Source organism: Ilumatobacter sp. (assembly GCF_049588435.1).
Lineage (GTDB): Bacteria > Actinomycetota > Acidimicrobiia > Acidimicrobiales > Ilumatobacteraceae > Ilumatobacter_A.
In genome coordinates this window covers 21202-36079 of record NZ_JBAVYV010000047.1, presented here as the reverse complement: position 1 = coordinate 36079, position 14878 = coordinate 21202, and the positions used below count along the sequence as shown (strand labels likewise).

General features: G+C 66.0%; 12 protein-coding genes, 1 pseudogene and 1 riboswitch. Of the genes and pseudogenes, 6 read left to right on the top strand and 7 right to left on the bottom strand.

Annotated elements, in window-relative coordinates; all coding sequences use genetic code 11:
- Window positions 1–1185 (bottom strand): annotated as a pseudogene (locus WBV89_RS01755) (hypothetical protein); the annotation flags it as partial.
- A gap of 116 nt (window positions 1186–1301) precedes the next feature.
- Here WBV89_RS01755 and WBV89_RS01750 point away from each other — a divergent pair.
- Window positions 1302–1820: a gamma carbonic anhydrase family protein gene (locus tag WBV89_RS01750; RefSeq protein WP_423979618.1), complete on the top strand. Its 519-nt coding sequence runs from the start codon at window positions 1302–1304 to the stop codon at window positions 1818–1820.
- 22 nt (window positions 1821–1842) lie between these two features.
- On the opposite strand, the gene WBV89_RS01745 is transcribed toward WBV89_RS01750, so the two are convergent.
- Window positions 1843–2127: a WhiB family transcriptional regulator gene (locus tag WBV89_RS01745; protein ID WP_423979617.1), complete on the bottom strand. Its 285-nt coding sequence runs from the start codon at window positions 2125–2127 to the stop codon at window positions 1843–1845.
- Between the two features lie 197 nt (window positions 2128–2324).
- On the bottom strand, window positions 2325–3383 hold the full coding sequence (locus WBV89_RS01740; RefSeq protein ID WP_423979619.1) for a threonine aldolase family protein: 1059 nt from the start codon (window positions 3381–3383) through the stop codon (window positions 2325–2327).
- A 496-nt stretch (window positions 3384–3879) separates the two neighbouring features.
- On the opposite strand from WBV89_RS01740, the gene WBV89_RS01735 reads away from it, so the two are divergent.
- The 5 genes from WBV89_RS01735 to WBV89_RS01715 all read left to right on the top strand — a co-directional run bounded on the left by WBV89_RS01735 (window position 3880) and on the right by WBV89_RS01715 (window position 11909).
- Entirely contained in the window at window positions 3880–4137 is a 258-nt protein-coding gene (locus WBV89_RS01735; protein WP_423979616.1) for a hypothetical protein, read from the top strand.
- Between the two features lie 584 nt (window positions 4138–4721).
- On the top strand, window positions 4722–6524 hold the full coding sequence (locus tag WBV89_RS01730; RefSeq protein ID WP_423979615.1) for a peptidoglycan-binding protein: 1803 nt from the start codon (window positions 4722–4724) through the stop codon (window positions 6522–6524).
- 245 nt (window positions 6525–6769) lie between these two features.
- Window positions 6770–7948 (top strand): LLM class flavin-dependent oxidoreductase, encoded by a 1179-nt coding sequence (locus WBV89_RS01725; RefSeq protein WP_423979614.1) that lies wholly within the window; start codon window positions 6770–6772, stop codon window positions 7946–7948.
- A 172-nt stretch (window positions 7949–8120) separates the two neighbouring features.
- Window positions 8121–8226: riboswitch (glycine riboswitch) on the top strand.
- Between the two features lie 99 nt (window positions 8227–8325).
- Window positions 8326–11199, top strand: coding sequence for an aminomethyl-transferring glycine dehydrogenase (gene gcvP / locus WBV89_RS01720; RefSeq protein ID WP_423979613.1), 2874 nt, complete (start codon window positions 8326–8328; stop codon window positions 11197–11199).
- Between the two features lie 38 nt (window positions 11200–11237).
- Window positions 11238–11909 carry a hypothetical protein gene (locus WBV89_RS01715; protein ID WP_423979612.1) on the top strand — a complete coding sequence of 224 codons (672 nt, stop codon included), beginning with the start codon at window positions 11238–11240 and terminating at the stop codon, window positions 11907–11909.
- A gap of 108 nt (window positions 11910–12017) precedes the next feature.
- On the opposite strand, the gene WBV89_RS01710 is transcribed toward WBV89_RS01715, so the two are convergent.
- The 4 genes from WBV89_RS01710 to WBV89_RS01695 form a co-directional block, all read right to left on the bottom strand.
- Window positions 12018–12656 carry a phosphoadenylyl-sulfate reductase gene (locus WBV89_RS01710; RefSeq protein ID WP_423979611.1) on the bottom strand — a complete coding sequence of 213 codons (639 nt, stop codon included), beginning with the start codon at window positions 12654–12656 and terminating at the stop codon, window positions 12018–12020.
- Window positions 12657–12704: 48 nt separating this feature from the next.
- Window positions 12705–13769 (bottom strand): glycine cleavage system aminomethyltransferase GcvT, encoded by a 1065-nt coding sequence (gcvT, locus tag WBV89_RS01705; RefSeq protein WP_423979610.1) that lies wholly within the window; start codon window positions 13767–13769, stop codon window positions 12705–12707.
- Window positions 13766–14266: a MerR family transcriptional regulator gene (locus WBV89_RS01700; protein ID WP_423979609.1), complete on the bottom strand. Its 501-nt coding sequence runs from the start codon at window positions 14264–14266 to the stop codon at window positions 13766–13768. The genes gcvT and WBV89_RS01700 overlap by 4 nt, the downstream gene beginning before the upstream one ends.
- Window positions 14267–14375: 109 nt before the next feature.
- Entirely contained in the window at window positions 14376–14861 is a 486-nt protein-coding gene (locus WBV89_RS01695) for a bifunctional nuclease family protein (RefSeq protein WP_423979608.1), read from the bottom strand.
- Window positions 14862–14878 lie beyond the last annotated feature (17 nt).

The following is a 14878-nucleotide window of genomic DNA, read 5'->3' as shown; positions in this document are numbered from 1 at the left end:
GAGCAGCTCAGCGATCTGGGGGAGCAGCGGGCCGAGCCGGAGCGCGGTCTTGCGCAGGTCGTCGGTGATCGTCGTCGGCGGCTTCGTCGGCGTGACCAAGGTTCGGACCGGCGAGAACGCGGCCGCTTCCATGACCGCAGCCCATCGATCGGAGGAATCCTCCGGGGTGAGGCCGTCGGTGGCGGCAGCGCCGAGCTTGCGCGCGAGTTCGGGTGGGAACATCACGCCGGCTTTCGGCGGCTGCGACGACAGGCGTAGGGCGCGGATCGAGCGCCCCACCGTCAAGGCGGCATCGACGTCCTCGAGCCAGAGTCGGAGCTCCTGGTCCTGCTTCTTGACCAACTCGGCCTTGAGCTGTGTCGCGATTTCGCGGGTCGACTCGTCGCGGGCGACGATCGGGTCATCGCTCGCGGCGACGACGCTGCGGATGTCGCGGAGGTCGAGATTGTCCATCTGACGAAGTGCGGCTTCGGCGCGGTCGAGCCAGTCGGCCACGCGCAGCTTCGGCATCAGGCCTTCGGCCATCTTCAGCACGCTGTCCTCGGGCATCGTGGGCTTGCCGTCGGCAGCGAGCTTCTTGTTGTCGTCGGTGAGTCGGGTCCGCACGGCAGCCATTCCCTGGATCGCGAGTTCGGCGATCGGGCGTTGCTCCTCGGGGATTCCGGCGAGGACCTCGTTGCGGCGCGCCTTTCCGGGACGGAGCCGCTTTGCCGTCGGCCGCTGTGGGACCTCGGGCGGCGGGTCGAAATGAGGTCGACGCGGACCGCGTCGATCGCCACTCTTGTCGCCGCGACTCTCGTTGTCGTCACGTCGCCGGCCGTCTCCGCGACCCTTGTCGTCCCGACGTCCTCGCTTCGGTCCCCGACCGCCGCGATCACCGCGATCGCCCCGGTCGTTCCGATCCCGTTTGGCGCGGGTCTCGATGACCGCTTGGAAGTTCTCCTCCACCGGCAGGAGTTCGAGGAGGTCGGGCGCGGGCTTCTCGCGACCCTTCACGATCGACAGGACCTCGATCCCGTCGAGCTCCTGTTCGACCTCGGCCTTCAGCTCGTCGCCGACCGACGCCCCGGGAGGAAGAATCTTCCCGTCGAGGACACCTTTCGGTACGCGCGCTCCGGCTGCACGCCATGTCCAAGAGCCGTCGGCGAGCGCGCTCGTCAGCTCGATGTCAATCCTGCGGGGCATGGCGACCAAGGTACCCCGTCGAGCTGGAAGAAACGATGTCGATACGTCGGGGGAGCGCCCGACCTCGCTCCCGGCTCCGTTGGACGCTGGACGGCCGCGGTGGGTACCGTGCCGCGGTGGCCATCTACGCGCTCGGAGACCAGGTACCAACGATCAGCGGGGATGCATTCGTGCATCCCGACGCAACGATCATCGGATCGGTGACGATCGGGTCGGAGTCATCGGTGTGGCCCGGCGCTGTCGTGCGTGGCGACGGAGGCGAGATCGTGATCGGCGATCGGACCAGCGTGCAGGACAACGCGGTCCTGCACACCACTCCGATGTGGCCCACGATCGTGGGAAGCGACTGCGTGCTCGGGCACCTGATCCACCTCGAAGGGTGCACCATCGAGGATCACGTGTTGGTCGGGAACGCTTCGATGGTGCTGCACCGGTGCGTCGTGCGGACCGGCTCGATCGTGGCGGCGAACGCTGTCGTCCTGAACGGCACCGAGGTGCCGAGCGGAGCGATCGCTGTCGGAACCCCGGCGGTGATCAAGGAAGGGCGCGCTCGGCGCGCCGACATCGACCTCGGGAGCCAGGAATACGTTCGGCGGGCCGCTCAATACCGGAGCGAACTCCGCCGTCTCGATTGAGACCTGAGCGACCGCCTCGCAATCAGCTGGCGCGGGCTCGAACGCCGATCGGCGCGATCAGGCGGAATCCGGCCGCATGGCGCTCGTCCTCGGACTCGCCGCCCCAGAACCCGTACTCGTGGTTGTCGCGAGCGAAATCCATGCATTCGGTGCGCACGCCGCACCCGGCGCAGATTGCCTGAGCGGCGTCTTCTCGTCGCTCCCGGGCCTGCGGCCGCTCGGCCGCAGTCGGGAAGAACAGGTGGGTGAGGCCTTTGCAGGCCCCGTCTCGCATCCAATCGTCGGCTTCGATCTGTACAGCCGGCATGTCGATCATCGTCATGAACTCTCGTTCCCCTCGAGTTGCTGTGACCGTTGATTTCCCAGCTCAACGGTCGTTTTGTTTGCGTTACGAAGATGACAGTAGATGAAATCAATCGTTCAGTCAATTGTCATCTGCAACCTTTTCTGTCACGGTGGCTGACGATGGGCTGGAGGTCCCCGAATGGACACAAAGTCGGTTGTTCAGGCGAGGATGGCCCGCACGCCCGCTGCGAACCGCTCGACGTCACGCGTGGTCGTGTCCCAGGCGGTCATCCATCGCACCTGCTGCTCGCTGACGTCCCAGTCCCAGAAGAAGCACCAGTCGCGCAGCGGCGCGATCACCGGTGCCGGGAGACGCGGAAATAGGCTGTTGACCTGCGGGCGCTCGGCAAGTTCGACTCCGTCGATGTCACGCACCAACTCATCGAGATGGGTTGCCATCGCGTTCGAATGACCGCCGAGTTCGATCCAGAGATCATCGCGGAGCAGAGCGTTGAGCTGCGCCGAGAGATATCGCATCTTCGATGGGAGTTGGGTGACCTGCTTGCGCACGTACTCCGATCCGACCGCGAGTTCGGGGTCGACGAAGACGATCGCTTCGGCACCGAGCGCACCGTTCTTGGTGCCCCCGAAACTGACGACGTCGACGCCGGCATCGATCGTGAAACTGCGCAACGTGTCGACGCTGCCACCCAGTGCGGCCGTGGCGTTCGCGATCCGTGCCCCGTCGAGGTGGACGATCATCCCCATCCGATGCGCCGTCGTGCACAGCGCGGCGATCTCGGCGGGGGAGTAGAGGGTGCCGAGCTCGGTCGGCTGTGTGATCGAGACGATCCCGGGCTGTACGTGATGCTGCACGCCGTGGAGATGACCGACCGACTCGAGCATCGTCGGGGTGATCTTGGCGTCGGGGGCGGGCAACTCGATCAGTTTCGTTCCGAGAACGCGTTCGGGGGCGCCGGTTTCGTCGGCGGCGATGTGGGACCAGTTGGTGCACACGATCGCGTGGTGTGGTCCGCGCAGTGACCCCATCGCTGTGGCGAGCGCCGCCACGTTCGCCCCCGTGCCGTTGAAGCAGACCCGGCTCACCACCGGGGCGCCGAACAGGTCGCAGAACCGGTCTTCGCACTCAGCGGTCTGGTCGTCGGCTCCGTACGCCAGCGCGTGACCGGCGTTCGCCTCGAGCACCGCCTCGATCACGGCGGGATGAGCCCCCGCCGCGTTGTCACTTGCGAAGGCTCGCTCGGGCGCTGACGGCATCGTGGTCACGCCCCGATTCTGTCAGCAGACCCGCCCATCACCCTCCCATCACCCTCCCATCACTCGCCCGTCGACCGCCCGACCCCGACCGACCTCCCGACCCCGACCGACCTCCCGACCCGGCCCGGAAACCTCGGCGGATCGTGACGACCAGCGTCAGCGTCCGTCGGAATTCGCGTCGGATCGGCACTCGCCTCGCAAACTCAGAGGGATCGTGACGGTCACCGTCACGATCTCCCGAAATTTCCGAAAGGGGGCGGGGCACTCGGACGGGCGAGGGAGTCGAGGGTGCGAGATGTGGCGGACGTCGCGGTGACGGGATGCCTGGTGCCCGAAGCCACGGAACGGTGCGTGGTAATGTTTCGTCATGACGAAAAGGGAGACGCGTGCGATCGGAGGGGAGCGCTGTCGGTGGTGTCGTCGGGTGCTGGAGCAGCGCTCGGGGCCGGGTCGACCCCGGGAATTCTGTAGTCAGCGATGCCGGCAGTGGGACTGGGTGTCGCGGCAACGCGCCGCCGACCTCGCGCTCGGTGCCGACGAGATCATCATTCGACGCGACGAACTCGACCGCCTCCACGACGACCTCTACATGTTGGCGTGCGCGGTGGAGGACACCGAGCGCGACCTTGCCGAACGGGCGCCGATGAGCAACCGTGAACTGCAGGGTGCGCTCGACTGGCTCCTCGAGAGCGCCCGACCGCTCCGAGACCGCGAACTCTCGGCACCTACCCCCACACCTGACAAAACGTCATGACGTAATTGGTTGCAGCCCGTGGGGAGCGGGGCTGGAGCCGCCGTTCTCTCGACGTGACCGCCCGGACAGCGCGCCGCGAGGCGAGGAAATCCAGGGTCGTCATCATCTCGACAGGATGCCACCATGGCCCTCGTGCCGTATGGATGCGGTACGTGCCGGACGTCGATGCCGGAGGCCGCAATCTGGATGGGCGCTTGCACGGTGTGTGGAGGGCTCAGATGCGCTACTGATGAGCCGTCCTTCGGACCGTCCGACGGTCCCCGCCCGGGCCGCCGTCCTCGTCCACCAAGCCGCCCATAATCTCCGTTATGTCAATCACATGTAACTGAACGGACATCAACTCAAGGATTTGCGAGCCACGAGACACCCGCGCACCATCTGTGTGCTGAGCTGGGCTTTCGTCGTGTCGTGGCCGCTTCCGACGGCCAATCCTCAACGTGAAGTTGACCCTCAACCTCGACTAGAGATTTGCGTTGAAGGTTGAAAGTCCTGAGGATGGCGGAATGCACGATGCTCGAACGAACATCTCTTCACGTCGGAGCACCCGTTGGGGTGAGCCGACTTCCCCCGGAGTGCGGACGCGGATGCTCCAACTGTTTGTTGCGTTCGCGGTCGCCCTGATCGGCTGGACGGTCGCCGTCCCGACCACCCAGGCGGCGCCCGCTGTCGAGGCGCCCGTCGTCTCGGCCGGGTTCGTCGGACTGCGAACGGGATCACGTGGAACCGACGTCGCCTCGCTTCAGCGAGCGTTGATGTCGGCAGGGATCACGGTGCAGGGAGGTGCCGACGGAGTCTTCGGACCGGTCACCCAACAAGCCGTGCGAAACTTCCAGAAAGCTCGAGGCCTCCCGGTCACCGGCGAGGTCGATCAGGCAACGTCGAGTGCCCTCGCCGGTGCGTCTGGTTCGTCGTCGTCCGCCTCGTCAGGTGTGGAGGGGCTGAGCCAAGGGTCGAAGGGCGACGCGGTCAAGGTGCTCCAGCAACGTCTGTCGGAACGCGGCGTATATGTGGCCGGCGGTGCCGACGGAGTCTTCGGTGAAGCAACAGCGCGTGCGGTGCGGCACTTCCAGACCTGGAATGGCCTGGGCGTCACCGGCTCGGTGAATGCGGCGACCGCGAAGGCTCTCGGGCTGCCGGGTGCAGCAGGCTCCGCTTCGTCGAGTTCTGCAGCACCCGCTGCCGCAGCATCGTCGGGGTCGACGACCGGCTTCGTCGGAATGAAGCAGGGAGCCAAGGGCAACAACGTCAAGACGATGCAGCAGGCGCTCCAGAAGAAGGGCACATGGATCCTGGGAGGCGCCGACGGAGTGTTCGGTCCGGCCACCACCTCGGCGGTGAAGAAGTTCCAGTCGGTGAACCGGCTGACGCAGACCGGTGTGATCGGTGAACGAGAAGCACAGCTGCTCGGTCTCAGCTCAGGCGCAGCCGCTTCCGCGCCCGCAGCGAACACGAGCGCCTACCTCGGACTCAAGGTCGGATCCAGCGGCACCGCCGTCAAAGCCGTCCAGTCCGCGCTCATGAAGGCGGGCGTGGCCGTGACCGGCGGAGCCGACGGCTCGTTCGGCAACGTCACCAAAGCGGCCCTGATCCAATACCAGAAATCGGTCGGCGTGACCGCCGACGGAACGGTCAACCAGGGGACGATCGACAAGCTGGGCCTCGGTACCTCGAACGGTCCGGTTGCGTTTGCGAGCGGGAGTTCCGCCGGCGGGTCGTCGGCGGTGAGCAGCGGCTACGTCGGTCTGAAGGTCGGGTCCAGCGGTGCAAAGGTCAAGGAGCTCCAGCAGGCGTTGATGAACTCCGGGCTGTACGTGCTGGGCGGTGCCGACGGCAAGTTCGGAACTGCAACACAGACTGCGCTGAAGAACTTTCAGAAGGTGAACGGCATCCCCCAGACCGGTGTCACCACGGCCAAGGGCGTCGCGATCTTGGCGCTCGGCACGGGCGCCGCTCAGGGAGCGACGAACCCCGGCATCTCGATGCAGAAGTTCCCGGTCGGGGGAAATTGCTTCTTCGGGGACACATGGCAGGCAGCACGAGGGAATGGTCGGACGCACGAGGGTGTCGACATCATCGCCAGCGAGGGCACCAATCTCTACGCAGTGGTCGACGGCACCATCTCGAAGCAGTACTGGGATCAGCCAGGTTTGTTGTCGGGCAACGGTGTCCGGGTCCAGCAGGCCAACGGGACCTACTTCACCTACCTCCACATGAAGGGCTTCGCTCCCGGGATCAAGGTGGGCGCGAAGGTCAAGGCCGGCGATCTGATCGGCTGGGTCGGCAACACCGGTTCGAGTGCCACCCCGCACCTCCACCTCGAGATCCACCCCAACGGTGGAGCCGCCATCAATCCATACCCGTACGTGAAGGCGATGAACGGCTGCTGACACGCCGGGTCGGCGTCGACTGAACGACGCAGCAAAGCGAGATCAGACGTGGAAGGCGAGCTTCGGCTCGCCTTCTGCGTTGTTCGAGCCGCTTCACCTGGCGTCATCTGGCGTCATCTCGGCTTCGTCTCGGCTTCGTCTCGGCTTCGTCTCGGCGTCATCTCGGCGACCGCTCCCCCGCCGTTTCCGGCCTCGCCGGGTGGTCGACATCGTGGTGGCGCCGATGTTCATGGAATGATCGGGCGATGCCCAGCTTCACGATCGATCAACCGCTGCGCTTCGGGATCTTCCTCCCCCCGATGCACAAGACCGGCGTCAACCCGACGCTCGCGATGCACCGGGACCTGGAACTGATCGTTCACCTCGATCGGCTCGGCTATCAGGAGGCGTGGATCGGCGAGCACCACTCCGCCGGAGCGGAACTGATCGCGAGCCCGGAGGTCTTCATCGCCGCAGCGTCGCAACGAACCACCCACATCAAGCTCGGAACCGGGGTCAACTCGCTCCCCTATCACCATCCGTTCGTGCTCGCCGACCGCATCGTGCAACTCGATCACCTCACCCGGGGTCGGATGATGTTCGGAGCCGGACCGGGCCAGCTGACGTCCGATGCCGCGATGCTCGGCATCGACCCGAACGACCAACGGCCACGGATGCACCAGGCGTTCGATGTGATGATGCGTCTGTTCGCCGGCGAGACCGTCTCGGAGAAGACCGACTGGTTCACGTGCGACGAGGCCGTGCTCCAGATGCGGCCGTACAGCAACTTCGACGTCGCGCTCGTCTCCTCGGTATCCCCGTCGGGCTCGAAACTCGCCGGGCGGTACGGCACCGGCTTGATGTCGATCGCTGCGACGGAACCAGCGGGCTTCGGCGTGCTCGACTACAACTTCAACGTCTGGCAGGAGGAGTCGGCACTCAACGGTCACGTCGCCGATCGATCCGACTGGCGGTTGATGGGCCCGATGCACATTGCCGAGACCGAGGCCCAGGCACGTGAGAACTGCAAGTACGGGCTGCAGTGGGTGTTCGACTACCTCGCGCACATCTTGCCGATGGGGGATCCCAATGAGCCCGGGCCTCCCACCGATTACGACGACTTCGTCGACTTCATGAACGAGTCCGGGCGGATGGTGATCGGAACTCCCGAGATGGCGATCGCTCAGATCGAACGGCTGCAGGAGAAGACCGGCGGATTCGGTTGTTTCATGATGATGGGAGCGGACTTCGCGAATTGGCAGGCGACGAAGGATCACTGGGAGTTGTTCGCGTACGAGGTGATGCCCCACTTCACCGGTCAAGCAGCACCCGTCCAGACGAGCTACGACAAGATCATCGACGCCGGGAGCCGCTGGGTCGATGCAACGCTCGGCGCCCAACTCACCGAGATCGGCAAGTACGAAGAAGAACGCGCCGCCCGCTGAGGATTACGTCGGTCCGACAGATGGACTCCCCCGCGCCGACGACGCACGCGGTGGCCCGCGAATCGTCATGACGGAACGCCTCGGAGTCGCGCCATCGACGGGGGTGATTCGGTCGAGACCGTGAAGGTGGGTGTGCTGCGGCTACTGTTCCGGTTCACAACTGAAACGCCGTCGTCTTCGATCGGGAGAGCCGCAACCGTTGCTGTCACAGCAACCGCAGCGGCGCCGAAGGAGCAACCACCCCGGAATCTCTCAGGCACCCGGACCGGTCGGAGCAGGCACGCTGGAAAGAGATCGACGTCGACCGTCGTTCCGCCGACGGGGATCAAACTCTCAGGCAAGCACGACAGCGGGGGCCGACCCTCACGGAGGCCCGCGTGACCACTCCCATCGCCGAATTGTTCGAACCGGACGAGTTCGTTCGTCGCCACATCGGTCCGTCCCCGGCGGACGTGGCCCGGATGCTCGACGTGATCGGCGTGTCGAGCACCGATGTGCTGCTGGACGAAACACTTCCGGAGTCGATCCGTGCGAGCGAACCGCTCGCGCTGGGCGATGCCGTACCCGAACACGACGCGATCGCCAGGTTGCGCGCGATCGCCGGGCGCAACACGGTGGTGACGAGTCTGATCGGGATGGGGTACCACGCCACGATCACTCCCCCGGTCATCGCTCGCAACGTCCTCGAGAATCCCGCTTGGTACACCGCGTACACGCCGTATCAGCCCGAGATCAGTCAGGGTCGTCTCGAGGCCATCCTCAACTTCCAGACACTCGTCACCGAACTCACCGGGCTCGATGTGGCCAATGCGTCGCTGCTCGACGAGGCCACGGCGGCAGCCGAGGCGATGACGATGGCGCGTCGACAATCGCGAGTGAAGGGCCGGTCGTTCTTCGTCCACGAGGACGTCCACCCGCAGACGCTGGCAGTCCTGCAGACCCGTGCCGAACCGGTCGGGATCGACCTCATGGTCGGCGGCACCGAACTGCTCGAGGACGCCACCGTCGACGGCGATTCGACCGTCTTCGGTGCGCTGTTCGGACACCCCGGATCGAGCGGGCGCGTCGTCGACTGGACCGAGTCGATCGAGCGGGTCCACCAACTCGGTGCGATCGCGGTTGTCGTGACCGATCCCCTCGCCTGCGTGCTCGCGACGTCGCCGGGAGCGATGAACGCAGACATCGCCGTGGGTTCGGCCCAGCGATTCGGTGTCCCGATGGGATTCGGTGGACCGCATGCGGCGTTCGTGGCGGCGCGTGAGAAGGCGGCGCGTTCGATGCCGGGCCGCATCGTGGGTGTCAGCGTCGACACCGCTGGTCGCCCGGCGCTCCGACTCGCGTTGCAGACCCGCGAGCAGCACATCCGACGTGAGAAGGCGACGTCCAACATCTGCACCGCGCAGGTGCTGTTGGCGAACATCGCCGGCCTGTATGCGGCGTGGCATGGGCGCGATGGCCTGACCCGGATCGCCGAGCGGATTCAGCGGCTCACGTCGATCGCTGCGGCGGGCCTGCGAGGTGGCGGGCTGGAGATCCGCAACGAGACGTGGTTCGACACGCTCTCGGTCGTCGCCACCGGACGGGGCTCGGACGAACTGGTCGCCGCGGCGCTCGCCGCCGGTTTCAACATCCGCCGCATCGACGATTCGACGGTCGGCCTCAGTTTCGACGAGACCACGACGATCGAGATGGTCGACACGATTGTCGCCGCTCTCGGCGGGGATCCGGTCTCGGGCGACGACCGCGACGCCGTTCCGGACGGCCTCACCGCAGACCTGCGTCGTGACGACGAATTCCTCACCCAGACGGTGTTCGACCGGTACCACTCCGAGCACGAGATGCTCCGGTATCTGCGGCGGCTCAGCGACAAGGATCTCGCGCTCGACCGCACGATGATCCCGCTCGGGTCGTGCACGATGAAGCTCAACGCGACGAGCGAGATGTTGCCGATCACGTGGAGCGAGTTCGCCGATGTGCACCCGTACGTGCCGGTGGACCAGGCAGCGGGCTACCACGAACTGATCGCCGATCTCGAGGACCGGCTGGCGACGATCACGGGCTACGCGGCAGTCAGCGTGCAACCGAACGCCGGAAGCCAGGGCGAGTTCGCCGGATTGCTCGCGATCAGGGCGTTCCACCGGGCGAACGGCGACGACGGACGCACGGTCTGTCTGATCCCCGAGAGCGCACACGGGACCAACGCCGCCAGTGCGGTGATGGCCGGGTTGGATGTCGTCGTGGTCAAGTGCGATGACGGTGGGAACGTCGACCTGACGGACGTGGAGGCGAAGGTCGCCGAGTACTCCGAGCGCTTGGCCGCGCTGATGATCACCTATCCATCGACGCACGGCGTGTTCGAGACCGAGGTCTCCCAGCTGTGCGCGATCGTCCACGACGCCGGCGGTCAGGTGTACGTCGACGGCGCCAATCTGAACGCGCTGGTCGGCCTCGCCCGCCCCGGACGGTTCGGGGCCGACGTGAGCCATCTGAATCTCCACAAGACCTTCTGCATCCCCCACGGCGGCGGTGGTCCCGGAGTCGGGCCGATCGGAGTCGGGGCGCATCTCATCCCGTTCCTCCCCGGCCATCCACTCGACCCCGACGCAGCGGTCGGCGCCGTGTCCGCGGCGCCGTTCGGCTCGGCCGGAATCCTCCCGATCCCGTGGATGTACCTGGAGATGATGGGGGCAGCGGGCCTGACCCAGGCGACCACGGTGGCGATCGTCGCCGCCAACTACATCGCCGACCGCCTCGATCCCCACTTCCCCGTGCTGTACCGCGGGGCCGAGGGTCGTGTCGCCCACGAGTGCATCGTCGACCTGCGGGCGCTGACGAAGGAGACGGGGATCACGAACGACGACGTGGCGAAACGGTTGATGGATTACGGCTTCCACGCGCCGACGATGAGTTTCCCGGTCCCCGGAACGTTGATGATCGAGCCGACGGAGTCCGAGACGTTGCGCGAGATCGACCGTTTCGTCGATGCGATGATCGCGATCAGATCCGAGATCGATCGTGTCGGCTCGGGTGAGTGGCCGGCCGAGCAGAGCCCGCTGCGTCATGCACCACACACGGCCGAGGACCTGCTCGGCGAGTGGGATCGCCCGTATCCCCGGGACCTCGGTGCCTTTCCGCTCGCCGAACTGCGGGTGGCGAAGTACTTCCCGCCGGTGTCGCGCATCGACGGCGTCAGCGGCGACCGCAACCTCGTGTGCAGTTGCGAACCGCTCGAGGCGCTCGCCATGGCGTGACGAAGACACGGATGGGCCACGCGAAGTAGGTTGACGACATGGCCGATTCCGATCCTTTGTCGCAGATGTTCAACCTCTTCGCTGCGCCGCTCGCCGGTGCAGTGCAGTCGGTCGACCAGTTCCGCAAAGGGGTCGAACAGTTCCAGCGCGGTGTCGAGAACTTCAATCGCACGATGGAGAACCTGAACGAGACGTCGGAGCGGATCAACGTCCTGCTCGCCGAAGTCGAGGAACCGTTGCGCGCCGCGGTGCCCCAGGTGACACGGACGGTCAAGGCAGCCGACGACATGATGAAGATCGTTTCGGGGCCGGCGATCGCTGTGGCGCCGGGCCTGCAGATGCTCGCCGAGACGCTGAACACCCCGGCGATGCGCCAGATGCCCGATCAGCTCGCTCAGATGAACGAAGTCCTGTCCGAGGTGACGACACGACTCGCGCCGCTCGGTCAGCTCGCCGACACGGCGGGTGGCCTGTTCGGAGGCCTCAAACTGCCTGGCTTCGGTGGGTCGCCGCGTCCTGCCGCGACACGAGCGACGTCGGATCCGGTCGCCGAACGGGAAGAGGCGGCCGCGGCGGCAGCGGCGGCGAAGGACCGGGCCGAGAAGGTTGCACCGGCGAGGAAGACAGCGGCCAAGAAGTCTCCGGCGAAGAAGAAGCCGGCGGCTCGCAAGAAGGCCGCGAGCCGGAAGAAGACGGCATCGTCCGACTGAGTCCGACACGATTCTGTCTCGGCACGATTTATCCCAGCAGGATGCTGTCTCGGCGTCCGAGACGAAGCTCGGCCGAGAGGTCCCGTCCGATCACGGACCGGCGGGCGCTCAGAAGTGCAGTCCGCACTCCGTCTTCTCGGAGCCGGCCCAGCGGCCCGAACGAGCACCGTCGGTCGGGAGCGTGGTGCACGGTGCGCATCCGATCGAGTCGTAGCCCTGCGCGAGCAGTGGGTTGGTGATCACCCGACGCTGCTCGATGTACGCGAGCCGATCGGCCTCGCTCCATTGGGCGATCGGGCTGACCTTGGTCGCTCCACGCCGGTCGACGTCGATGATCCCGGCGTCGGCGCGGTGAGCGGTCTCGTACCGCTGCAGGCCGGTGATCCAGGCTTCACGTCCTTCGAGCGCGCGTTCGAGCATCGCCGGCTTCTCGGCGCAGCACTCCCCCGACTCGATGTCGTCGCGACGCGGCTGCGTCGGCGTGATCCGCTCGACCCGGATGCCGTAGCGCTGCTCGACTCGACGGACCGTTTCGAGGGTCTCGTCGAAGTGGTATCCGGTGTCGAGGAAGACCACGGGGATCCGGCGATCGACCCGCATCGCGAGGTCGATCACCACCGAATCCTGCATCGACGAAAGTACACAGACCCGTCCCGGAAACGCTGACCAGGCCCACTCGATCGCCGCAGTTGCGGTGGCCGCGAGGACATCGACAGGAATACCTGACTGATCTGGTCGGGTTTGCATGCCCGCAACATAGCGGACAATACTCGACCAACCAAGTCATGTTTCAGATCAGTGCGAGACGAACGGCATCTCCACGATCGATCCGCTCAGTTCCTTGCCTCGCACGTCGACGCTGACCGCCTGGCCCACCTCGAGGGCGGGTGACACGAATGCCATCGCGATGCCGTGCGCGAGTACTGGCGAGAAGTTGCCGCTGGACACTTCGCCCACGTCCTCGCCCCGTGCGCGAACGGTGCATCCGCTGCGAGTGGGACGGCGGCCTTCCGTCGCCAGTCCGACAAGCCGACGTGTCACACCGCGCTCGCGCTCGGCCAGAGCCGCCTCGCGACCGGTGAACTCGGGTTTGTCCCAGGCGACGACCCAGCCCAACCCGGCCTGAAGTGACGTGATTCCGGGACCGAGTTCGTGGCCGTGCAGCGGGAGGCCTGCCTCGAGCCGCAATGTGTCTCGTGCGCCCAACCCTGCGGGTGTGATCCCCGCGTCGAGCAGTGCGTCCCACAGCGAGCCGGCGGCGTCGACGGGAACCGCGATCTCGAGTCCGGGCTCGCCGGTGTAGCCGGTGCCGGCCACGACGCAACTCGCCGAACCCCATGAGCAGTGCGCCACCCGGAATCGCCCGACGCCGGCAGCCTCGGGAAACACGGTCTCGGTGATCTCTCGGGCCTGGGGGCCCTGCACGGCGATCACGGCGCGGGTGTCGGTCGTGTCGACGCCGCCGAGGGCAGCGACGACGCGGTCGGTGTTCGATGCGTTCGGCATCACGTCGAACACGTCGGGCGCACCGTCGGCGCGAGGGTGCCACCAGACGATGATGTCGTCGAGGACCGACGCATCATCGGCATCGAGCAGGTGCGTGTACTGCGCTTGGCCGGGCGCGACCTTGCCGAGATCGTTCGTGAGCGTCGACTGCAGCCGTTCGAACGCCCCGTCGCCCTCCACGCGAATCGAACCGAGGTGCGACACGTCGAAGGCCGTCGCCGACGTGCGACACGCCATGTGCTCGGCGATCGTGCCGCTGGGGTACGCGATCGGCATCTCCCATCCGCCGAAATCGACGCGTTGTGCGTCGAGCGCGCGATGTCGTGCGTCGAGGGGCGATCGGCGCAATGTCATCCGATCTTGCGGATCTCAGCGTCCGTGCCGTCGAGCGTCGGTTCGACGGGTCGCAGATCGTCCTCGAGTTCGCTCTTCACGCCGCCCATCGACAAGACGTTGAGCACTCCCTGGCCGCGCTGGAGTACGTCGATCAACTGGCCGTCGTCGTAGAGGTTGACGCTTCCACCGTCGATCACGATGTGCGCTGCAGCGATGTCAGTCGACACATGTTCACGCAGGTACTCGAACACCTTGCGGACCTGTTCGAGCTTGATGCCGGCATCCAGCAGCTTCTTGATCGCCTTCAACTCCAGCAGATCGTTGTACGAGTAGCGACGTCGACTTCCGCTGCCGGCCGCATCGTTCAGCGACGGTCGGATCAGGTCGGTGCGTGCCCAGTAGTCGAGTTGGCGATACGTGATGCCGACGACCTTGGCGGCGCGTGTCCCGCTGAAACCTGCATCGTCGGTTCGAGCAGGGGCGTCGGAGTGTGCGGGATCGGTCTGTGGTGCCATCGTCTGCTTCGTTCTCGACTCGGTGCGTGAGGACACGCGCGTAGTTACGAACGTGTGAGGCAAGGACACTACGCACGGTTGACTCACGTGTCAACCTGTACTTGAGGGTTCAGACGAAGTCTTCGGGATCGACGTTCTCGAGGAAGTCCTTGAACTCGTCGATGATCTCCGCGGCGTCCTCCTCGGGTTCTTCCGGAGGCTCCTGTCCGTGTTCGTCGAGCAGTTCGTCGCCGGCGAACAATTCGGCGCCGCAGCGAACCGCCAGCGCGATCGCGTCGGACGGTCGGGACGAGATGACCAGCGGGCCCGCATCGGTGGTGAGGTGGATTTCCGCGTAGAACGTTCGGTCGCGGATCTCGGTCACCACGACCTTGTCCAAGGCTGCTCCGAGTTCGTCGATCGTCGTGAGGAAGAGGTCGTGGGTGAACGGGCGCGGTGGCTCGATGCCTTCGAGGGCGTAGTGGATCGCCGATGCCTCGGGGCTTCCGATGTAGATCGGGAGCAGCCGGTGGCGCCCCTCCTGCTCGCGCAACAGCACCATGGGCGTGTTGGCGGGAACCTCGACCCGGACACCGACGAGTTCGACAGGGATCACACCGTCGATGGTACCCG

Coding starts and splice junctions, on each gene's coding strand:
- WBV89_RS01740 (WP_423979619.1), bottom strand. CDS start 3,383: ATGCCGTCAGCGCCCGAGCGAGCCTTCGCAAGTGACAACGCGGCGGGG.
- WBV89_RS01710 (WP_423979611.1), bottom strand. CDS start 12,656: ATGCAAACCCGACCAGATCAGTCAGGTATTCCTGTCGATGTCCTCGCG.
- WBV89_RS01700 (WP_423979609.1), bottom strand. CDS start 14,266: ATGGCACCACAGACCGATCCCGCACACTCCGACGCCCCTGCTCGAACC.
- WBV89_RS01725 (WP_423979614.1), top strand. CDS start 6,770: ATGCCCAGCTTCACGATCGATCAACCGCTGCGCTTCGGGATCTTCCTC.
- WBV89_RS01715 (WP_423979612.1), top strand. CDS start 11,238: ATGGCCGATTCCGATCCTTTGTCGCAGATGTTCAACCTCTTCGCTGCG.
- WBV89_RS01745 (WP_423979617.1), bottom strand. CDS start 2,127: ATGCCGGCTGTACAGATCGAAGCCGACGATTGGATGCGAGACGGGGCC.
- gcvT (WP_423979610.1), bottom strand. CDS start 13,769: ATGACATTGCGCCGATCGCCCCTCGACGCACGACATCGCGCGCTCGAC.
- WBV89_RS01730 (WP_423979615.1), top strand. CDS start 4,722: ATGCTCCAACTGTTTGTTGCGTTCGCGGTCGCCCTGATCGGCTGGACG.